Below are 20,806 nucleotides of genomic sequence, written 5' to 3' on the forward strand. Positions count from 1 at the left end.
CTAACCGAGTGCCGGCGGGTGCTCTGCTGGACGGCGTCCCCAGGCCGAGATCAGCGGCGCGAGTGTCAGGTCGAGTTCGCCCGCGTGGATGGCGGCCAAGTGCGCGTCGATCTCGGCGTCGTCGGCCAGGCCGGCCGCGAGCAGCTCGCCGCGCACGTGCCGGATGGTCGCCGCCTCCAGCCGGTCGCAGGCCGGCCCACCGACTGGGAAAGAGCCCGCCGCGGCGACATCTACCAAGCCGGCCTCACGCAATGCCCGCGGCAGTGTCCGGCCGTAGCGCAGGTCCGCGCCGCGGCGCGTCAGCAGCTCCCGGACCGCGTCGCGCAGCCGGTTGGCCCGCCGCTGCGCCGGGCCGCTGTCGTCCAGGCATGCCAGTGGCTGCAGAGCGGTATCGGCGTCCTCGACCAGCAGCCAGCCGCCGGGCCGCAGCGCCGCCGCCATCGTGGCCAACGCCCGAGCCCGGTCGGGTACATGGATCAGCACGAGCCGGGCGTGCACCAGATCGAACGTCCCCGGCTCCGGGGGCGGATCAGCGGCGACGTCGTGCCGGCGCACCTCGTACCCGCCGCCTGCCTCCAGCCACGACGGGTCGATGTCCGTGGCCAGCACGTGCCCGGTCGGACCGACGGCCGCCGCGAGCGCCTCCGGGATACTGCGGCCACCGGCCCCCACCTCCCAGCAGCGCGAGCCAACCCTGACCCCCAGCCGATCGAAGTGCCCCCGCGTCACACCGTCGAACAGCTCGGCCAGCCAAACGAATCGCTCACCCGCCTCGGCGCGCGCGTTGTCCAGCAGGTACCCGCGGGCGAGAGCGGGCTCTCCACCAAGCGCGGTAGTCCTGCCTATCGGATCCGGTCGGCCACCGACGTGCGGCGGGCGGGGCGAGGAGGTCATCACTACATGGTCGCATCGCGCCGGAGGACCGGGACCTGATCCAGCCCTCGCTGATCGTCATCCCGCTCGAGGGATGGCTGTGCCAATCGCGCTGATATCGCGGCGAGGGGAGGCCTCTGCACCCTGTCTGGCTCAGCGAGGATCGGCGACGCAGAATTCATTGCCCTCCGGGTCGCACATCACCGTCCAGGTATCGAACTCGTGCACCACTGATGCGCCGTGGGAGACCAGCCGGTCGATCTCGGCACGTCGGTTGATGGCGATGACATCGAGATGGACGCGGTTGCCGGTGCTCTTCTGATCAGTGACCTCGCTGAAGAAAAGGATCGGTCCAGGGCCATCCAGAGCCACGTTCGGGTCGGTGTCGGGAGTTCGTCCGAGGCCGGCGAGTCGCTCGATCTCGGCGTCGTCGTACGGGCGAACCTGGTAGCCGTCGAGCGCCTCCGCCCAGAACCGTGCCAGCGCGGGCGCTCGCTCGCAGCGAAACACGATTTCCCGCAATACCGCCATGCGCGCCACCTCGTTCCTGGAACCCCACCATGCAGAGGACGATATGTCGGATAGGTGATCTTTGGCCATTCGGTAGCGGCGTGGAGCCTGGGGAGACGGTCACGACGGGCGATCGACCACCGGCCGCCGGTGGTTCTGATGCGAAGGCAGTTCCCGACCAGCACATCAGCGTCCGTGAGCTCGCCGAACTGCTCGGCTTGCCCGCCGCCGACGACCTGGCCGAGTCTGAACTCGCGGGGTCATCACGTCAGATCGTCCGGCAGCTGTTCCGATAGGGGAACTCCGGGATATGGGTTTTCCAGTCCGCCGGGGACAGAGCGCCGAACTGGGCACAGAGCGCATCCTTGATCTTGCCGGGTGCGATGAGGTGGGTGCGGAGACGGCTGTGGTCGTCGACGGCCAGGACGGTCGAGCCGTCCAGGGTGAACGCCAGCGAGCGTAGGGAGCTGACCTTCAAGGTGCTCGCATCCGGCTCGAAGCCGGCGAGCGGCGACCCGAGAGGCCGGTCGGTGGCGATGTCCCATAGCTGGATCTGGTTCGCCGTGTCCGCCACGGCCATGAGACCTCCGTCGGGGGAGAAGGCCGCAGGGGCGCCGCCGATGGACACCTGCTTCTCCGGCTGAAGTGTTCCGCTGTTCCGGAGCGTGAGTTTGCCGCTGTCGTAGTGGTAGTCGGCGAGAACTCCGGTAGGGCTCAGCGCTACCGGACGATCCATGCCGGAGTTGGGCGGGACCACCCGCTCGCCGGTGGAGGCGTCGACAACGCCCTGGTCCGAGGCGGAGATGACGGTCCGGCCGTCCCGGCTGAAGAAGACGCGGTAGTCCCAGATGGAGATGCCAAAAGGACCGTACTGGCCTGCGGTGGGCTGTCCGGCGACCGAGGCGCGCGGGGCTCCCGAGGCGATGTCCCACAGGGTCAAGAGGGAGGCGTTCCCGGAGCTGTCCTTGGTGAGCGCGGCCAAGGTCCTGCCATCGGGTGAGAACGTGACAGAGCCGAAGTCGGCGAGGCCGAACCGGGTTCTCAGGACGGTCTTCCTGCGCGCCGTGGCCACGTCCCAGATGTAGGTGTCCCCATCGTCTTCCACGCTGGCCAGCAGGCGGCCGTCCGACGACAGCCGGTACTCGACCGAGCCGGCCTGCCGCACGGCGGGGATCGTTGCCCGGCGCACCATCTTGACGGGATCCCAGATCGTGACGGGCCCCAGGTCCTTGACCGGACCCAGATCGGCGACCACAAGGGTCGAACCGTCGTCGCTGAGCTCCGCGGCGGCGCCGTACGCGCGGTCGCTGAAGGCGACCGGGTCGACAATGGCGGCAAGGGACACCACGACGGTGGTTGAAGAGGCGTTCGCATGACATCGCAGGGTGCGGTCGCCGGGCCCGAACCTGTAGTTGAAGCACTTGGCGTCGGCGTGCGTGAAGATCGGATGGTCAGACGCGTCCTCGACGGGGGCGGGGTCCAGTATGTCTCTGGTGTCCCACAAGGCGCCGTTGAAGGAGACGTACCTGCTGGTGGTGCTGAAGATGATCCGCTCGTCGGCATTGGGGACGGAGGGTTTGCGGATGGTCCGCCACTTGATCCGGGAGGGGGCGAGTCGCGTGAAGGGGACGAGCCCGAGCCGGCTGTCATCCGCGAGCCGGTTGCCCTGGACCAGGGCGAGGAGCTTGTGATCAGGACTGAACGCGACTTTCAAGATCGGTTTTGCTCCTGTGGACAGCCGCACGGTGCGTGCCTTGCGGCCGGTGCGCAGGTCCCAGAAATCCAGCGACGCCTCGTGCGTGGTGATCAGATATCGCTGGTCCGGGGTCACCACGGCCGAAGGCAGATAGTACGGAATGCGCACCAGGCGCTCGCCGGACGAGGTGTCCCACACGCTCGTGGTGGTGGCGCTCTTGGCGAGCAGCAGGTGCTCGCCTACGGTCTCCAGGATCGGCGGCGCCTGAAGGGTGATCGGCCGGAGCCGGCCGGTCGCCGTATCCAGCAGGACGATGGTGCCGTCCTGAACGGGCAGCGCCAATGTCTTTCCGTCGTCACTGAGCCGTAACCGGGCGAAGCCTTCGGTGTTCAGCGGCTGGCCCGGGAAGGTGAACGACCTGATCACCCGGCGCGCGTCGACGTCGGTGATCTTCACGTCGTTGCCTCGGACATAGACGCGGAGAAGGCCGGTGCGGTCGATGTCGGTGCGCCAGGTCTCGTCGACTCCGGCAGGACGGTAGGTGTACAGCTCGGGCTGAGCGTAAAGCGTCAGCAGGGCATGGCGGGTCTCGTAACCGCCGGGGCCCAGGCTCGCGGCGGCGACGGCGAGTTGTTTGGCGGTGATCGGATCAGTACGGCGCATCGCTATGGCTGTCCCCGCCACACGGCTCCCGACGGCGTAGGCAAGCTGCCGGGAGATGGTCAGGGCCCGCTCGGCCAACCTCCGGCCCTGGACGATGGCCGTGCCCGCCGTACCGGTGGCGATGATGAGCAGGACCGCCAGTGCCGCGCTCAGCACCGTGCGGTTTCGGTTGCGCCGCCGGGTCGCGTCCTGCTCGGCCTGGCCGTACTGGATACCGGCCTCCAGGAAGGCCCGTGCCTCCGGCCCGAGACCGGCAGGGTCGGTCTCGATGGCGTTCCGCGCGATCTGCAGGCGTGTGTCCCGATACAAGAACGCGGAGTCGCGCCCCTTCCTGGCCCACTCCTGGGCGTCCTCATCGAGCTGCTGCCGGACCAGCAGTGAGGCGCGGCGGGCCTCGATCCAGGAGCGGAGCGGCCACCAGGTCCTGATCAGCGCTTCGTGGGTGATCTCGACCGTGTTCTGTTCCACGGTCACCAGCCGGGACTCGACGAACTTGTCGAGGACCTCACGGACCGCACCGTGCTCCGGTGGAAGCAGTTCCGTCAGCGGCAGCCGGCGGCGCGTGTCCTCCGTCCCATCGCCGAGTCGGACCAGCCGCAGCAGCAACTGCCGGGCGGTCTCGCGGCCGGGCAGGTCGAGCTGCTTCATCGTCTCGTCCGCGGTCTTGGCCACGGACCCGCTGATCCCGCCGGTCGCGCGATAGCCGGCCAGGGTGAGCTTCCGTCCCTCCCGAAGCTCCCAGGTGACGAGCAGGGAGTGCGAGAGCAGGGGAAGCGCGCCGCCGCCTGCGGCTCCCAGGTCATCAAGGAGCAGCCCCACCAGCCCCGGCTGAAGGGTGAGTTCCGCGAGTTCGGCGGGTCCCTCGATGGCCTCGCGTAGCTGCGCCGTGGTCATCGGGCCGACGATCAGCGGCTGCTGGAGGGCGGGCAGCAGCTCGGGATAGGCCGCGCAGTGGCCGAAGAAGTCGGCGCGCATCCCGAGGACCACCACTGCGGACGCGCAGGCCGCGTGCAGTGCCCGGATGAAGACCTGGCGCTCATCCTCCGCGACAGCGGCGGTGAAGATCTCCTCGAACTGGTCGACGATGACGATCCTGCCGTGATCGCCCGGCCCGAAGAGGTCGAGTAGACACGAGGGGTCGGTGACCAGGCGCTGTCGTACGTCGGCCGGGCGGTCGGCGCCGCAGAACTGTTCGGCGAGAACTCGTACGGGGTCGTCCCCCGGTGTGAACAGCACGGGGGCGCAGGGCGAGAACCCCTCGGCGGCGGGGAGGAGACCGGCCCGCAGCAGTGACGACTTGCCCGCCCCCGAAGGCCCGGCCACCAGCAGCGGATCATCCAGCGCGGACTGCGCTTTCACCCGGCCCTCGAGCGTGGCGGTGAGCTCCTTGCGCCCGAAGAAGTAATGCGCCTGCTTGGGGCCGAACGCGGCCAGCCCCGGGTAGGGGCACTCGCCCGGAGTGGGGCGGGGGCCGGTCGGGTGCCGCGCACCGGTGGTACGGGCCTGCTCCCAGCGGATTTTCCACAGATCGTGCTCGGATCGCCACCACGTGTGCCTCGGGTGGTAAGGGGCTGGGGCGTCCGTGTGCGTCAGGAGCACGCGGACCAGCGCCCAGAGCAGGGGGAACTCTCTGGCGACGCTGCCCCTGGTGAACCACTCGCTGACCGTCTGCGGGGTCAGTTCCGCGGTGATCTGCTGGGCCTCAAGCAGGTTGTTGGCTTGTTCGATGGCCTTCGCTCGCGAGAACCCGGTCGTCCGCTCGCGGGCTTGCCGTTCCAAGAGGACCAATTCCTGCTTCAGCACCGCTCGCGGGGCGGGCAGATGCTCGGTGCCGGTCATGCGCCGGGCCTTGGGCCCCGGGCGTCCGTCCGGTGCCTCCGGCCGGATCGCCGATCGGCGCCTGCGCCACCTGGGCGTTTCCAGCGCCGATCCGGTGTGTCCGGCAACCCTTCATCTGCCACTGCCCACCGGCTGAACTGGTGGGCGGCGGCACACGAAGGGTTGCCGGACAGGGAAAGGACGCGTCGATGAACCTCGCGATGTGGGCACTGGTGCCGATGGCCGGCGTGGCGTGCGCGGCCCTCGCGGCGGTGCTGATGGTCCTCATAGCCACCCGAGGCTGCGCGGCGGCCGATCGGGCACGGGTGTTGCGTGCTCTCGCCGAAGTGGTCCGCGCGGTGTGGGGCAAACGGTGACCAGCCGACCGGGACCACCATCCACGCGACTGCGATCCACCGTCTCACCCGAGCCTCCAGTCGATCCCGGTCACCCGCAGCGGCCGTCGGCCTCCTGAGTCCAGTCTGCAAGTCCGGCATCGATGCCGTCGGTGATGATGCCGAAGGGGTTGGTGTTCTCGCTGTGCACGGGTGAGATGTGCGATCGCCGTCTATCCACAGCGCCGGCGAGCCGCCGGTTGGGACCGCCGGGGTCCCTGGGTGCCGCCACCTGCGCGTTCCACGAAGGTTCATGCCCCCATCACGCCATGGTCGGTACGGGGGTTGGCCAGCGATCTAGCGTCGTGAGGCCCGATAGACCTCATGCTGCGGAGCCCTCTCATGCACCTTCGTCATGTCCTGGTGAGCCTTGCCTTTGTGCCCGCGCTCGCCACGCCAGTAGCTGCCCACGCGTCAACGGCCGACGATCCCGGCGTGCTGCCCCAGAAGACTCACTTCGACCTTCAGGCCCACCGCGGTGGCATCGGTATGACGACCGAGGAGTCGTTGGAGGGGTTCGGTAAGGCTATGCGCCTCGGGGTCAGCACCCTGGAGTTGGACACCCACGTCACCAAGGATGAGAAGGTCGTCGTCAACCACGACCGGCAGATCAGCGCCCAGAAGTGCCGTGACACCGCACCGGTCACGCCCGGCGATCCGCTGTATCCGTACGTCGGAAAGTACATCAAGGACCTGACCCTGGCCCAGATCAAGACCATGGACTGCGGGTATCAGCAGTTGCCCGGTTTCCCCGAGCAGGAGCAGATCAAGGGCTTCCGGATGATCGAGCTCAAGGACGTCTTGAACCTCGTCAAGAGCTACCGCGCCAAGCAGGTCACCCTCAACATCGAGACCAAGGTCGAGGCGGGCGCGCCCGAGCAGACCGCGCCTCGCGAGCTGTTCGTCCGCCGGGTCTTCGAAGAGATCCATGCCTCGGGGATCGAGGACCAGGTCACCATCCAGTCCTTCGACTGGGGCGCATTGCAGGAAATGCACCGGCTTGCGCCGACGTGGCCGCTGGTGGCGCTGACGAACTACGACTTCCTTCAGATCGGCAAGCCCGGCGCCTCCCCGTGGCTCGGTGGCATTGACGTCGACGACTACGAAGGCGATTTCGTGAAGGCGGCCGCCTCCATCCCTGGCGTCACGGCCCTGTCTCCTAACTACGGCTTCCCGCAGAGTGGCAAGGTCGGTGACCCAGGCTTCCGCTTCTACCCCGATCAGGCGATGGTGTCGGAGGCGCACGCTCGGGGCCTGAAGGTCATCCCGTGGACCTGCGACGACCCCGCCACCATAGAGGCCCTCATGGACATGGGCGTTGACGGCATCATCACGAACTACCCGAACCACGTCCGGCAGATCATGGCCGGCCGCGGTATGCGACTGCCGAAGGCTTACGCGCCGCGCTGACTCCCTCTCGGGCTGGCAGGGTCGGCGTAGTGGTGGTCGTCAGCAGGAGTCATCAACGTCGATAACGCCTACCTGTTCGGGACCCACCAGAACCAGTTGGCCATGTTCGGCTCCTTCTGGCCGAGGGAGTCAGTGCGGGTCGGTTTCGGGATCCCGGCGGGCGTCTGTGGCATTTCGCCAGGGAGATTCTGGTTCGGTGCCTGCGGTGTGACGGGCGTGCGTTGGGGGCCGCTATCCGGGCGTTGCGTGACGGAGCGTAGGCGCGGTCAGCTCGTTCCCCCTTCGTGATCAAGATGCGCCATGCTGCTGACCTTGCCAGTGGCGGTGATGAGCAGTTGGGGTGATGAGGCGTGAAGAGGCGGAGCATAGCCGTCCTCCTGACGGTGGCGTTGGCAGCCGTGCCGACACTCAGCACCTCCGCTCCACCAAGCTGCCGGGTGCGGCCACTCCCAGATGCCGAGGCCGAGGACCTTGCCATGCAGAAGTGGCTCCTTGAGGAAATGACGAAAGAGGAAGAGCTGCCGCCCAGCGCGGATCCGTCAGCAGCGGCGTACGGCGGCTACATGTCTGATGTGAAGGCAGGGACTGAGGCACCCTTCGGCGTTGAGATCGTGGAGCCGCCAGGCTGTCCCGAGATCAGCGGTCAATGATCCCCATGCTTGCTTCCTGACCGAGTTCATCACCACCCCAGAACGCCTCCTGGTTGGGTCCCGTTGTCGAGGCGCTGGCCTTTGCGTCGCTATTACCTAGCGTGACGACGCATGTGGTTCCGGCATCTAGGCCTCCCGAGGCGAGATGTCCACTCCTAACCATTGCCCTGGTTTGCCGCATCCTCTCCGCGCTCCCATCCGTAATAGCCACCGCGTGATCCGTGCCATCGATCCGTGGTTGGTTCCGTGGTCGCCACGGATGCGGACCGGCCAGGCCGGGAGAAAAGCTGTGAATACCAACACGCGACTACAGGAGCGACCATGATCAAGACCGTGCTGCACCCCGTGTCCGACCTGGCCAAGGCCAAGGCGGTGTACGCCGCCCTGCTCGGCATCCCGCCGCAGACCGACTCGTCCTACTACGTCGGCTTCGACGCCGAGGGCCAGCACATCGGACTGGTGCCGGGCGGCGGACCGCAGGACATGACCTCGCCGGTGGCCTACTGGCACGTGCCGGACATCGAGGCGAAGCTGGCCGAGGTGGTCGCCGCGGGGGCCACCGTGAAGGAGGCCGCGCACGAGGTCGGTGGCGGCCGCCGGGTGGCCACCGTCATCGACCCCGACGGCAACGTCCTCGGCATCTTGCAGGACCAGTGAGCACCGACCTGCCCCTGCCGCCAATCGGCCCCACCTCGTTCAAAGGACCTGCCATGACCTCGTTCGAATCCGTCACCCTGGAAGTTTCCGACCCCACGGCCGCGGACGCCTTCTATCAAGCCTTCGGTTTGGGGGCCTACGTGAACGTACGCGCCTCCGACGCGCCGACGACCGGCTTCCGTGGCTTCGCGCTGTCCCTCGTGGTGTCCCAGCCGGGCAACGTCGACGCCCTTGTCGGCGCCGCCCTCGATGTCGGCGCCACGATGCTGAAGCCGGCCACGAAGGTGTTCTGGGGCTACGGCGGTGTCGTACGCGCCCCGGACGGGACGATCTGCAAGATCGCGTCCTCGGCGAAGAAGGACACCGGCCCTGCCACTCGGGACATCGATCAGGTCGCGCTCCTGTTGGGCGTGGCGGACGTCAAGGCGAGCAAGCGGTTCTACGTCGATCGCGGCCTGGCGGTGGCCAAGAGCTTCGGCGGCAAGTACGTCGAGTTCGACACCCCGTCGTCGGCCGTCACGCTCGCGCTCTACCCGCGCCGCGCCCTCGCCAAGGACACCGGCGTCTCCCAGGAGGGCGCCGGATCGCACCGGATCGCCATCGGCGGCGACGCCGGGCCCTTCACCGACCCTGACGGGTTCGTCTGGGAGGTCGCGTCCGTCTGAGGCACGCGGTGGGGCCGACCTCTACGGCATCCCGCGGGAAACCGGCGGTGAAACGAGCCTTTCCTCCCTCATCGGTGGGGCCGAAGAAGCAGTTCCACCGCCCGGCTTTCCATCGCGACGCGAGGTGATCGGCTTGCGGAGGCGATCGTGCAGGCGGCGGTCGATGTCGACGCTTTCTACACGCGCGGACACCGGTTCCGTGATCAAAACCAGTTTCTGGAAGGGACTTCACTAAGGAGAAGTAGCTTCATCCAAGCCGATCTGAAAACGTCTCCCTTTATGATGATCAGCTATGTCCGACTCCTCATCCGCTCCCCTGTTCCGCCTCACCGTCGCTGCGCATACCGCCACGTCAGTGTCGCTGCACATCGTCTCGGTGTACGGCGAGCAAGACGTCTCATTCTCCTGGGCGAACGAGAGCTTCGTGATCAAGTTTCTCGGGTTCCTTCTGGACCCGTCCGCGATTGCGGCGATACCAGATGACCCATCCGGCGCCATCGCATCGATCCACACGACTGTGCAGAGAACCGGGAGGTCTCTTTCAGCGAAGCTTCATGTCGAGGTTGCGCAGTCCGCGTGGCTTGGGGGCGTAAGAGCAAGAGCAAGCCGGATCAAAGAGGGAAGCTGGATCAGCGACACCGTCGATATCCTCATGGAAAGTTCCTACTGGGAGCCGATCGCTTCCGGTGCCGCTGCTAAACCGATCGAGGATTCGGGTTACTCGTTTCTCTATCTTCCCCGCGCCGCATGGAGCGACATGGTCGAAACCGATCCGGCACTGTTCGAGGTGCCCGCCTACCCTCCGAGGGAATACACAACGCGTGACGTGATCGTCAAGCCGAAAACAATACCGGTAGATTGGATCGGCCGAGCGGTGCGCATCCTCGGGGGAGCCGGTCAGACCATAGACGGCGGACTCTTCATCGACGGTCGCTTGGTAATGGTGGCACAGGCAGACTCCTCTGGGTTGAAAACCGTCGGCTTCGTCGGGGCCCACGCGATTGCACGTCTCGTTCCAAAGGACGGCCGCCGTAGTAGCAAGTTCACGTACGCGAAGGTCTTCGATCATGTCAAGGCCAGGCCCATCAGTACCAGGCGAGATGGCGAGAAGATCGAATTGGCGTTCCGAATCCCGCCCGGTAATCGCGAGTTACTGATCCGCGACAAAGCCTCGGTGCTTCACTACCTCCACCAAGTTCTTTTCCAGGAGGATGGCTGCCCGATGCTGAAGGGAGTCACGAGTGAGCTGGAGAAGGCGCTTGACGACGACGCAAAACGTCTCGGTATAAAAGAACTGGGGGACGTGATCGCTCGCGTTGCCGACAACTACATCGCGGATTACACCATTACATACGCGCCTGGCAAGAATCTCGACACGCTTTCACCGGCAGAAGTGCGGGCAATCGTCCTGGCCGACTGGCCGATCGCGAAGCTCCTGATAACCGCGACCCACGCGAAGTGGATCACGCATCTCGCGGAGGTGGGACCAAACCCCGTTGGCACGCGAGCGATACGGCAGTGAACTTGCCGTTCAGCTGTAAGCTGCCAAACTCGCAAGAGCGTAGCTACGGATTGGCGGCCAGCCGAACGCCTGATTGCTCATGCCACCCCATTCGATGCCCTGCTCGTCCACGCAGTACTGCGGCCAGGCGGCCCCGCCGAACTTGTCGACCACCAGCCAGCCGGGATCACGTGGTAAAGCGATCACCCCTCGGCCTCGTCTCCATAGTCGAGGGTGCTGAGCTACGCCGTCCTTGCCCGGCTTGGCGTGAAGCAGTGGGGGCACCCGCAGGAGGTGAGGAGTTGGCGTGGGAATTCGCGCTACAGGCCGCTGTCAGGCTGGATAGCTACCGGGTGTCGGTGAGGCGGAGGACGCTCAGCATGTCGGAGTAGCGCGGATCGCTGCCCGAAGGGTAGAAGGACGCCTCGACGCCCACCCAGCCGTGGAAGCCGCCGTCGTCGTCGAGGATCTGCAGCAGCGGCTTGACGTGGGAGTTGCCGGTGTAGCAGAACTCGCCGCGCTCCCTGGCCAGGCACGTGCACCAGTGCCAGAGCGTGTCGCGCCGGTCGTTGTTGGAGACCTTGACCAGGTAGTACTGGATCGAGCTGTCATTGGTGGCCGTGCCGCCGCCGTAGTTGGGGCAGCCGCCGCTCGCCTGGCACGCGCTCGCCGACGACGGCTGGGCGTAGGTCAGGCACCAGGTCGTCGTCGTGCACGTGCGATAGGCCGTGTTGGTGAACACCTGCCCGGTCGAGGTGGTCACGTTCTCCTTCGTCCAGGACGCGAGATCCTGCTTGAGCGTCCCGGGGAAGGCTTGCACGGTGCTCATCGCCCGGCGCGTGGACAGCGCCGCGTTGCTGCCGTAGCCGTAGGCGTGGGTGGCCAAGGTGTTGTACTTGCTTTCCAGCCGGACGAGCGTGCCGTCGCTGTTGGGTCGCAGGTACCACTGTTCGGACCAGGTCTGGGCGATGTTCCACGTGATGTTCAGGACGTCGCCGGCGACGCTGAAGGTCCCGGTGCGCGATTCGGGCGGGGAGTCCATGAACCCGCCCGCCGTCAGCACCTCGCAGTGGCGGGCACGGGTGTGGCCGACCGCGCCGCTGACGGTCGAGCAGCTGTCGAGGTCGGGTGTGGTGCCAGTGCCCTCGCGGGCGGTGGGTGCGGTCTGCCACCACAGGTACGTGCGCGCCGTGACGGTGCCGTCGGTCGCGAACTGGTACGTGCCCAGACGCACCCAGTTGTCCCGTACGTCGGCGCGCATCCGACCCCGGGTGACGACGTAGTTGGCCTTGCCGCCGGGGAGGTCGACGGCAAAGGCGGGGGCCGGGAGCAGCGGTAACAGCAGTAGGACGATGGCAAGGAATCGCATCATAGGCTCCATATTTCGGCCAGGTCCGGAATGCTCTCTGCTGCCAAAGAATAGCCTCTTCTCCACTTCCGGTCATGACCCTTATTGGGCTGTCTCGTAGAGCTCGATGACAAAGTCATGCGGCTTGCCCGCTCCTCTTGGTTCATGCCTCACCTTGAGACGACCAGCTGACATTGAGCCGACGTCGAGCCAACATCGAGATGACCCACTTAGCTTTGCCGCCCATGAAAGCTCATTCCAAGAGCCGGAAAAGGCTGGTAGGTGTCGCCATGGTGGCGTTCAACCTGGCCTTTGTCCTACCGGCGGCATCGGCCTCGGCCACGCCGTCCCTCGTTGTACGAGACGGACAGACCCAGCCCGCCTTCTCCTACGCGGAGGCGGTGCGCGAGACGGTGTACGTCGAGGCGCCGATGGACAGCGATCATGACGGCCGCCGCGACCGCATCGCGGTGGCGGTCATGCGGCCTGCGGAGACCCGGAACGGGATGAGGGTCGCCACGATCATGAAGGCGACGCCTTACACGGGCCGAGTGACACAGGCGGCGGTGCCCGACCCGGGGGTCTTCTCCGACTGGTACGACGAGTACTTCGTGCCACGGGGTTACGCGGTGGTGGAGGTCGAGGTGCAGGGGACGGGCGCATCAGAGGGATGCCCGATGACTGGCGGCCGCGCGGACGTCCTCAGCACGACCGCGGCCATCGACTGGCTCAACGGTCGATCACATGCCACCTATGCGGACGGGCGAGCGGCGGTTGCCGACTGGAGCGCCGGCGCCGTGGGCATGGTCGGCCTCTCTTACGACGGCACCCTCGCGGAAGCGGCCGCCGCCCAGGGGGTGGCGGGTCTCAAGACCATCGTGCCGGAAGGGGCGATCTCCAGCTGGTACGACTACGCGCGAGACCAGGGGATCGCCTATGCCGGCTCGCTGGGCAACCGCTATCCGGAGTACCAAGCGAACCGGGTCATCAGCGAAAGCGCCAAGGCCAAGTGCGGGGACGTCCTGACAGAGCTGGGAGACCGCGCAGCCGATGACAGCGGCGACTACACGCCCTTCTGGGCCGAACGGAACTACCGGCGGCACGTCTCTCGCGTGCGGGCGTCCGTCCTTCTCGTGCAGGGACTGAACGACACGAAGGTTCGTGGTCGCCAGTTCGCCGAATGGTGGCAGGCCCTCAAGGACAACAACGTGCCGCGCAAGCTATGGCTGCACAACGGTGGACACGAAGACCCGCTTGTCACAGGCGCTGGCGCCTGGCAGGAGACCCTGCACCGCTGGATGGACTACTGGCTTTACCGCCTCGACAACGGAATCATGCGGGAGCCGCGAGTCACCGTCCAGCAATCGGACAACTCCTGGCAGACCTCCGCCGATTGGCCTCATCCCAGCTCCCGACCGGTCCGAATGTGGTTCGGTCCGGCCAGTTCATCGGCTGCGGGCACTCTCAAAGCGACGCCCACCACCGGTGTCACCCAGGACTTCACTGACGACGCCGCGCAGGCTGAGACAGACATGATTGCCAACCCATCGGTCAGCGCACCTCACAGGCTTGCCTATCTCACCCCTCCTCTGACCCGGCCCATGCGTCTCTCAGGTACGCCGGAGGTGCGCGTACGGATGACAAGCACCACAACGAGCACCCCGCTCACGGCACTTCTGGTCGACTACGGCCCGGCGGCTCCTGGCGCGGCGGTGTCAAAGCCAGAAACCGCCGACCTGTCCGACGTCACCCCGAAAGGCAAGCCGACCAAACTCCCGGTCATCAGCCGCGGTTCCATTGACATCAAGAACCGCGACTCCTTGATCCATCCAAGCCCTGTCCGCCCTGGCCGGGCCTACACCGTCAGTTGGCGTTTGCAGGCCACAGACCACATTTTCCCAGCGGGCCACCGTATCGGCATCGTGATCGTCGCGAACGACAAGGACTACGTCACTACCGACCCCTCCGCCAAGTCCGTCACCATCGACCTCGGCCCGAGCAACGTGTTGCTCCCCCTGGAGAACTGGCCACCGACTGGCTGACGATCTTCGGCCCAACCGGCGTGCTGATCGCCCTGTCCGCCAAAGGCCGATCCCGGTGGTCGTAGTGAGTCGGAAAGGCAGCAGGTGGCGGCGCGGTCAGAGCCCTACTGCTCCATCGATCTGTTCCCGAAGCAGGTCCGCGTGGCCATTGTGTCGCGCGTACTCCTCCACCATGTGCATCAGCACCCAGCGCAGTGACACGGGTCCTTCTCCGGGTTCATCCCCGGTGAGTTCGAGGTCCGGGGCCGCGTCGACGAAACGATCCGCGAACGCGATCTCCGCCTGCCACGCTTGCCACGCCTCGGTAACCATCTGCGCGTCCGCGTTCGCCACGGTGAATGCACCGTGGGGCGCGAACAGGGGCGGGAGCTCCTGTCCGGCCATCACCCGACGGAACCAGAAGCGCTCGGAGTCGGCCGCGTGCCGCACGAGGCCCAGGAGCGACAACGCCGATCGACCTACCGCCCGCTCCGCGAGCTGCTTCGGCTCCAGACCGGCGCACTTGTGTGCCAGGGTTTCCCGATGCCAGCGCAGGAATGCCACCAACGTCGTACGCTCATCCGCTTGCGATGGCCGTTTGGCGCGGGATTTGCCGTCACTCTGGACGAACGGAGGGCTCGACATCCCATCATCATTCACGACCGCAGAGCGATCAGGGGTGAGCTTCCCGCCATTTCGTGTACTGCTTGGCGGTGATCACTTGGTCGGCGGGTGGCGGGCTGATGTGCAGCTTCATACCCCACCTGGATAGACGGATGTCGGCGACGGCGGAGATGTATTTGTCCGGGGAGGTCTCGCCCTTGATGTTGTTCGGTTCGCGCCATGCGCTCCACGCCCTGCGGACGAGCTGGTCCTTGCCTATCCACAACTTCCAGGAGACTGTCCAGTCCGGGTAGTCTTCAGGCTTGGCGCCATAGCCGATGACCATCTTGGGATACGCCTTACGCAACTCAGCGAAGGTGATCACGCCTTCATAGAGCGTGGTGCGGGTGCCGTCATAAACCGGGCCGGGCTGCGTGCGGGCGGTAGTGGAGAGTACGGCCTTGAGCGTGACGGGGTCGGTGACACGGATGTGCCCTACCTCGATGAGGACGGGCGGCTGCCAACCTATTAAGATCCACTTCTTCTTGGGCGGCCGCAGGGCTGGATTCTTGTCGTACTCGTAGTAGCGCTTGCGCGTTTGTATATAGCGGGTCCCAAGCGATGGATGGGTCAGGTCGGTCGCCATGACCCCGCCCGTGCCGAACTCGACGACCCCGGCAGACCACTTGGTCGGCTTGCGGACGTCGTCTGATGCGATGGCGGTTGAGGCGGAATAGACGGTGATCCGCACGCCACGTCCCTTGACGAACTGCCGTTTCAGCGCGGCGACCGGGTCGAGCGCGACAGCGGTTTGGCCCGCTGTGACGTGCTGGTCGACAGCGGCGTGCGCGCTCCCCGGGGTGCCAGTGGCCAGCACCGCGACGGTCAGTGCCACGGCCGGGGCCACCCTCCATCGGCTCATCGCGGCTCGTCTCCTCCTGCTCCATGCCCGAGCCGTACGGCGTGGGGCGTTCCGGGAGTGATCGTCACAGAAGGAGATCACGCCTCCATCACGACCGCTCGGTGCTGCGAGCAGAATTCCGCTGCCTGGTACGGCGCCAGTAGCCTCCTCCAACACCTAGAACGACCTTCGGTCTGACAAAGCCTGTAATAAGGTCCTGGATCATGCCCGAGCCTCTTCATCCGGATGATCCCCCAGTAATCGGCCCATATCGGCTGAATGGCCGCCTGGGAGTCGGCGGGCAGGGTGTCGTTTACCTGGGCCAGGCCAGGGACGGGCGGTACGTGGCGGTCAAGGTGCTGCATGCTGCGGTCTCCGACCAGGTGCTCGAGCGGTTCGCCAAGGAGGTGGCCGCCGCCCGGCGGGTCGAGCCGTTCTGCGTCGCCCAGGTGCTCGACGCCTCCTTCGAGGGCCGGCGGCCGTACATCGTCACCGAGTTCGTCGAAGGGCTCTCGCTGCAGCAGGCCGGTGTACACCACGGCCCTGCGCTCCACCGCATGGCGGTGTCCACCGCGACGGCGCTCGCCGCCGTCCACCGGGCCGGAATCGTGCACCGCGACTTCAAGCCGGCCAACGTGCTGCTCGCCAAGGACGGGCCCCGCGTCATCGACTTCGGCATCGCGCGCGACACCGAGGCATCCCTCACCGTCACCAGCAGCATCGTCGGCACCCCCTCCTACATGGCGCCGGAACAACTCGGCGGCCACTACACCGGACCCGCCGCCGACGTGTTCGCCTGGGGTTCGGTGATGGTCTACGCCGCCACCGGCCGCCCGCCCTTCGGCGTCGACCACCTGCCCGCCGTCATCTCGCGCATCCTGTACGCCGCCCCCGACCTCGGTGACATGGCCGAACCCCTGCGCTCCATCGTCACCAACTGCCTGGCGAAGGAACCGTCCCGCCGCCCCACTATGCAGGACGTGCTGCTCCAGTTGCTGGGACAGCAGCGCGTACGGCCGACCGCCCCCTCCGAACTGGTCGCGGACACCAGGCCCACAGCCCGTTCCACGCCTCTGCGCACCGGCCTGCTCGTCGGCGGCACCGCCATCGTCGTCACCTCCGTCACCGTCACGGTGACCCTGCTGCTCGGTCTTCCGGGGCAAGGCCCGAACCGAGCCGCGGACGGTGCCACGAGCTCACCGGTCACCGAAGCCTCCGAGTCCCAGGGGAAACAGGCGCGGGATCCCTCGAGGAGCACCCCCAAGAGTTCCCCCAAGAGGACTTCCAAGAAGACTCCTACGAGTTCCCCCACAAGGCCTTCTCCCACGAAGTCTTCTCCCACAGAGCCCGCCACCGAGTCCACGCCGTCCCCGGCCGATTCGGCGCCGGAGGCTTTCGTGTTCGGCAGCTTGGCCGCGCAGGGCAGCAAGAACGGAACCTGCTACGAGAGCGGCGTCCGCGTCCGGTTCCGAGGGAGGATCCTCGACGACGCCGAACCGATAGTGCACCGCTGGGTGATCGACGGCCGTCAGCGCGGCGGCACCACCACCAGCTACAGCCCCACGGGGCCATGGGAGGCCGTTACCCAGGAAGGTATCTCCGAACCCGGCACCCACACAGCCACCTTCTGGGTTCTCAAGCCGGGCGCGCGTCGCTCCAAGACCATACAGATCAAGGTCTGCTGACGGACGCGCCCACTTTTGCCGGAAACGAACGGCAGGTTCATGGGGGACTTGTCGCGTTGCCCAACCCGGCCAGTCCGGTGTCGATGAGCCGGGCCGCGCTGTGCACGTCGGCGATGACGGCGTGGCGGACCTGTTCGGGCGTGCGTTCGCCGTTGAGGCTCCGGCGCAACGCCATGAACTGGACACGCCAGAGCCCGAGCAGAGCGGCGGCCGCGATCTGACACAGCGGATCGTCGCTGCCGTGCCCGGTTCGGGCGGCCAGCGCCTCTGCCGCGACCGTGACGAGTTGCTCGGTCATGTCCCGGTGATACGCGCGCAGTGAAGGCGTGGAAAGGATCAGCGCGTTGAAGTCCTGAATCCTTGCGCTGGCCTGAGCCAGGTCTGCTTGCGCGCCCAGCCAGGACACCAGAGCGTCCAGTTCGCCGGCCAGGATGTCCAGCGCCGCGTCGGTGGGGGTTCGGTCGGCTCGTGCCAACCCGGTGCGCAGCGCGGCCATCGTCGCTTCGGGGAGGTCGAGGATCAACGCCTCCTTGCTGGGGAAGTAGTTGAAGACGGTCTTCTCGGACACCCCGCACGCCGCGGCGATCTCGGTGACGCGCACCGCGTCGAATCCGCGCTCCAGGAACATCGCGGTGGCGGTGTCGGTCAACTGCTGGCGCATGAGCCGCTTCTTACGCTCCCGCAGCCCCTCCACCACGCCGGACCTGTCGGGAGCCTGCCAGTCCACGGTGGGTGAGCTCATGCGCGAACTTTAGTTACTGCGACTGCAATCTTCCAGTCGCCGAAAGTAGTGTTGGCCGCGCTCTTGCGGCTATAAATTCAGTCGCTGTAATCTTTCGGCGCCAGTAGATATTGCGGCCAAGGCATTGGGAGTGGTCTCGTGAGTGAACCTCTCGTCCTGACGACAGCCTCCTCGCATGAGCGGTGACGTGGTGCAGTACATCGGCCTGTTCCTGCTCGGCGTTCTCGCGGGTGAGGAGCTGATCGTCCGCTACGGCATCCATCCCGTACTGTCCGGTCTGGACGACCGTGCGCACCTGCTTGCGCGGCAAGCCCTCATCCGCCGCCTGCGGGTGGTGGTGCCGATTGTGATGCTCCCGGCGGCAGCGTTCGCCCTGGTCGGGCTGGTCACCGTCACCGGTCCCGGTCTGACCCTGCGGTGGGCGACACTGATCGCGATGGTGGTGTTCATGCTGTTGTCGTTCCTGGGTACGGTGCCGATCAACATCAAGGTCAACGACTGGCGGGCGGATGCTCCACCGGCTGACTGGAAGGCCGTGGTCCGCCGCTGGGCGCGGATCGACGTGCTTCGATCGACCGCGGCGACCGCCGCGTTCCTGTTCGCGGTGCTCGCCGTCGCGTACGGTACGGCGAGCTGACCCGCCGGGGTGCCGATCGCAGGCCATGCCTGGCCGTATCCGTGAAACGCCGCCCGCGGGCACCCCCGACCGCCCCCAGCAACGCCTGTTTATGGGCGCTTAGGTAGGCGAATGCGGAGTCGTAGGTCTACGGTCGGTGCATGGGCGGCTGGGTGTTTGCGCTGTGGGGGCTCGGCGGCGGGCTGGCCATTGAAGTGCTGGACTTCATCAAGGGCGTGCGGCGGGTGCACACCTGGCCGTGGCGTTACCCCTACGGCCCTGGTGGCGGCCCCTATCTGGTGTCGGTCCTGGGCCGGGCGGCGGCCAGCGCGCTGATAGCCGGCGCTGCGGGCGCCTCCGTCAACGGCATGACCCCGTTGATCGCCGTGGCCCTGGGCGCGGCCGCGCCGCTCATTCTGGAAAAGCTGAGCCAGCAGATCCCCGTGCAGGCGGACCTGCCCGCCACCATCTCTATGACGGAGACCCCACCCGCCGCCGACACTCCGACACTCCCTCAAGACCCGCCCGCTCGCTCAGAACGTTCATCCGGGCAGGCTGAGGTAACCGGCCTGGGAGGAGAGCGTGATGTTGCGCGCTGACTCTCTGGCAGGCCGCATCGTCACGGCCTTTGCCCGCACCTCCCCCGCCTTCCGTCCGTCCGGGGACAACCGGGCCGGAAGATGGTGGCGGGCCTGGACACGGACCTCTCCTGCCTTGGCGCACTCGCCCCTCGGCGCCGTACGTCGGTCCCTCGATCTGGTCGGCGCGCACTTGGCCGACGCGGACTTGATGCGAGCGAACCTGGCCGGCGCGGACTTGGCTCGCGCGGACTTGGCCGGCGCGCACTTGGCCGACGCGAACCTGATGCGAGCGGACCTGGCTGGCGCGAACCTGCGTGTTGCGTACCTGACTGGCGCGGACCTGGCTGGCGCGAACCTGATCGGCGCGGACCTGACCGGCGCGTATCTGAGGGATGCGCACCTGGAACACGCGCACCTGGCCCACGCGAACCTGGCCGGAGCGAAACTGCCCAACGCGGACTTGACCGGCGCGGACCTGAGGGACGCGAACCTGACCGGCGCGGACTTGGTGCGCGCGAACTTGACCGGCACAGATCTGAGGGGAGCGCACCTGACCGGTACGGATCTGAGGGACGCGAACCTGACTGGCGCGTACCTGATGCGCGCGGACATGACCCGCACGGACCTGATGCGAGCCAACCTGAGGAGCGCGTACCTGGCCGGCGCGGACCTGACTGGCGCGAACCTGGACGACGCGCGGCTGGGCAACGCGGTGTGGGATGAGAGGACCAGGTGGCCCACGGCCGTATGGCAGGAGCGCATGCGAACGGCTTCCGACAGGCTGCCGGGCGGCCGATGGCGGGTTCGGACCCAGGGGGTCTCGGAGGACGCTTCGTTGCTCGTTTGACCGGCCGGAATGGGACCCAAACCCGGTGTCCCGCACGTCGCGGGGCCGTTGTCCGCGCTCGCCTTTCCATCGCGACGCGAGCAGCCCGGTGCGTGCCGAGGGCTCGCTCCTCAGGCCGCGGGATCGAGGGCGGGATCGGTCGTGAGGATCCGCTGGTGGAGTTCCCGGATGGTCGTCCCCGGCTCCAGTCCCTGTTCGGAGATCAGCGTCGCGCGCAACCCGGTGTACACCGACAGGACCTCGGCCTGCCGTCCCGACCGGTACAGGGCGAGCAGGAGCAGCGCGTGCAGCGGTTCGTGCAGCGGGTGGGTGGCGGTGAGTTCGCGTAGTTCGGGGATCACCGTCGCCTGATGTCCGAGTTCGACGTCGGCCCTCAGCCTGCGGCAATTCCACGGGCCAGAAGCGGGCGGTGTCGAATTCGTCTCCGGGAATGTAATCACCCTTGGGGGTTAATCACCCCCAAGGGTTACTCGTCAATGGATCTCCATTGACGAGTCCCGGGCGGAAGAACAACATTGCCGCAGCCTTCCCGTCATTCCACTCAATGTTTCAACGCGCCGAAAAGGAAGACGGTTCACCTCGCGAAGAAACCATTCGCGAAAAAGACTGCGTGGAGACCAGATG

Annotated in this window: 20 protein-coding genes; 11 read left to right on the top strand and 9 right to left on the bottom strand. The window is 66.8% G+C overall.

The genetic code is table 11. The features are described from left to right. From ACQP2T_RS05820 to ACQP2T_RS05830, 3 genes are all read right to left on the bottom strand, one after another. Complete coding sequence (locus ACQP2T_RS05820) at positions 1–894, bottom strand: methyltransferase domain-containing protein (RefSeq protein ID WP_433515156.1); 894 nt, start codon at positions 892–894, stop codon at positions 1–3. 132 nt (positions 895–1,026) lie between these two features. Further along, the gene (locus tag ACQP2T_RS05825; RefSeq protein ID WP_433515157.1) at positions 1,027–1,404 is read right to left on the bottom strand and encodes a VOC family protein; all 378 of its coding nucleotides are present in this window, start codon (positions 1,402–1,404) and stop codon (positions 1,027–1,029) included. A 247-nt stretch (positions 1,405–1,651) separates the two neighbouring features. After that, complete coding sequence (locus ACQP2T_RS05830) at positions 1,652–5,581, bottom strand: hypothetical protein (RefSeq protein WP_433515158.1); 3,930 nt, start codon at positions 5,579–5,581, stop codon at positions 1,652–1,654. Between the two features lie 188 nt (positions 5,582–5,769). Here ACQP2T_RS05830 and ACQP2T_RS05835 point away from each other — a divergent pair, with 188 nt between their 5' ends. The 6 genes from ACQP2T_RS05835 to ACQP2T_RS05860 all read left to right on the top strand — a co-directional run bounded on the left by ACQP2T_RS05835 (position 5,770) and on the right by ACQP2T_RS05860 (position 10,859). Next, positions 5,770–5,937, top strand: coding sequence for a hypothetical protein (locus ACQP2T_RS05835; RefSeq protein ID WP_433515159.1), 168 nt, complete (start codon positions 5,770–5,772; stop codon positions 5,935–5,937). Between the two features lie 360 nt (positions 5,938–6,297). Further along, a complete protein-coding gene (locus tag ACQP2T_RS05840; protein WP_433515160.1) occupies positions 6,298–7,365 on the top strand; it encodes a glycerophosphodiester phosphodiesterase family protein in 1,068 nt (355 codons plus the stop codon). A gap of 476 nt (positions 7,366–7,841) precedes the next feature. Further along, positions 7,842–8,015 (top strand): hypothetical protein, encoded by a 174-nt coding sequence (locus tag ACQP2T_RS05845; protein ID WP_433515161.1) that lies wholly within the window; start codon positions 7,842–7,844, stop codon positions 8,013–8,015. Positions 8,016–8,336: 321 nt separating this feature from the next. Continuing rightward, positions 8,337–8,672 carry a VOC family protein gene (locus tag ACQP2T_RS05850; RefSeq protein ID WP_433515162.1) on the top strand — a complete coding sequence of 112 codons (336 nt, stop codon included), beginning with the start codon at positions 8,337–8,339 and terminating at the stop codon, positions 8,670–8,672. Between the two features lie 53 nt (positions 8,673–8,725). Next, positions 8,726–9,337, top strand: a complete 612-nt coding sequence (locus tag ACQP2T_RS05855) for a glyoxalase (RefSeq protein ID WP_433515163.1) — start codon at positions 8,726–8,728, stop codon at positions 9,335–9,337. A gap of 292 nt (positions 9,338–9,629) precedes the next feature. Then, positions 9,630–10,859 carry a hypothetical protein gene (locus tag ACQP2T_RS05860; protein WP_433515164.1) on the top strand — a complete coding sequence of 410 codons (1,230 nt, stop codon included), beginning with the start codon at positions 9,630–9,632 and terminating at the stop codon, positions 10,857–10,859. A 9-nt stretch (positions 10,860–10,868) separates the two neighbouring features. Here ACQP2T_RS05860 and ACQP2T_RS05865 read toward each other — a convergent pair whose 3' ends face one another. Next, positions 10,869–11,045: a hypothetical protein gene (locus ACQP2T_RS05865; protein WP_433515165.1), complete on the bottom strand. Its 177-nt coding sequence runs from the start codon at positions 11,043–11,045 to the stop codon at positions 10,869–10,871. Positions 11,046–11,184: 139 nt separating this feature from the next. Beyond that, positions 11,185–12,210 carry a hypothetical protein gene (locus tag ACQP2T_RS05870; RefSeq protein WP_433515166.1) on the bottom strand — a complete coding sequence of 342 codons (1,026 nt, stop codon included), beginning with the start codon at positions 12,208–12,210 and terminating at the stop codon, positions 11,185–11,187. A 266-nt stretch (positions 12,211–12,476) separates the two neighbouring features. Here ACQP2T_RS05870 and ACQP2T_RS05875 point away from each other — a divergent pair, with 266 nt between their 5' ends. Continuing rightward, positions 12,477–14,228: a CocE/NonD family hydrolase gene (locus tag ACQP2T_RS05875; protein ID WP_433515167.1), complete on the top strand. Its 1,752-nt coding sequence runs from the start codon at positions 12,477–12,479 to the stop codon at positions 14,226–14,228. A gap of 96 nt (positions 14,229–14,324) precedes the next feature. Here the strand turns inward: ACQP2T_RS05875 and ACQP2T_RS05880 are convergent, their stop codons facing one another. Both ACQP2T_RS05880 and ACQP2T_RS05885 read right to left on the bottom strand, forming a co-directional pair. Then, positions 14,325–14,852, bottom strand: a complete 528-nt coding sequence (locus tag ACQP2T_RS05880; RefSeq protein ID WP_433515168.1) for a DinB family protein — start codon at positions 14,850–14,852, stop codon at positions 14,325–14,327. 28 nt (positions 14,853–14,880) lie between these two features. Beyond that, positions 14,881–15,705: a hypothetical protein gene (locus ACQP2T_RS05885; protein WP_433515169.1), complete on the bottom strand. Its 825-nt coding sequence runs from the start codon at positions 15,703–15,705 to the stop codon at positions 14,881–14,883. 230 nt (positions 15,706–15,935) lie between these two features. On the opposite strand from ACQP2T_RS05885, the gene ACQP2T_RS05890 reads away from it, so the two are divergent. Further along, complete coding sequence (locus ACQP2T_RS05890) at positions 15,936–17,396, top strand: protein kinase domain-containing protein (protein ID WP_433515170.1); 1,461 nt, start codon at positions 15,936–15,938, stop codon at positions 17,394–17,396. Between the two features lie 37 nt (positions 17,397–17,433). Here ACQP2T_RS05890 and ACQP2T_RS05895 read toward each other — a convergent pair whose 3' ends face one another. Next, positions 17,434–18,138 carry a TetR family transcriptional regulator gene (locus tag ACQP2T_RS05895; RefSeq protein WP_433515171.1) on the bottom strand — a complete coding sequence of 235 codons (705 nt, stop codon included), beginning with the start codon at positions 18,136–18,138 and terminating at the stop codon, positions 17,434–17,436. A gap of 175 nt (positions 18,139–18,313) precedes the next feature. Between ACQP2T_RS05895 and ACQP2T_RS05900 the strand changes: the two genes are divergently transcribed. The 3 genes from ACQP2T_RS05900 to ACQP2T_RS05910 all read left to right on the top strand — a co-directional run bounded on the left by ACQP2T_RS05900 (position 18,314) and on the right by ACQP2T_RS05910 (position 20,182). Then, positions 18,314–18,775 (top strand): hypothetical protein, encoded by a 462-nt coding sequence (locus tag ACQP2T_RS05900; RefSeq protein ID WP_433515172.1) that lies wholly within the window; start codon positions 18,314–18,316, stop codon positions 18,773–18,775. Positions 18,776–18,915: 140 nt separating this feature from the next. Beyond that, positions 18,916–19,353 carry a hypothetical protein gene (locus ACQP2T_RS05905; protein WP_433515173.1) on the top strand — a complete coding sequence of 146 codons (438 nt, stop codon included), beginning with the start codon at positions 18,916–18,918 and terminating at the stop codon, positions 19,351–19,353. Then, positions 19,340–20,182 carry a pentapeptide repeat-containing protein gene (locus ACQP2T_RS05910; protein ID WP_433515174.1) on the top strand — a complete coding sequence of 281 codons (843 nt, stop codon included), beginning with the start codon at positions 19,340–19,342 and terminating at the stop codon, positions 20,180–20,182. Before ACQP2T_RS05905 ends, ACQP2T_RS05910 begins: the two co-directional genes overlap by 14 nt. A 110-nt stretch (positions 20,183–20,292) precedes the next feature. Here ACQP2T_RS05910 and ACQP2T_RS05915 read toward each other — a convergent pair whose 3' ends face one another. Then, positions 20,293–20,523, bottom strand: coding sequence for a BTAD domain-containing putative transcriptional regulator (locus ACQP2T_RS05915; RefSeq protein WP_433515175.1), 231 nt, complete (start codon positions 20,521–20,523; stop codon positions 20,293–20,295). Positions 20,524–20,806: the final 283 nt, after the last annotated feature.

It is taken from the genome of Nonomuraea sp. CA-143628 (assembly GCF_050942315.1).
Classification (GTDB): domain Bacteria; phylum Actinomycetota; class Actinomycetes; order Streptosporangiales; family Streptosporangiaceae; genus Nonomuraea.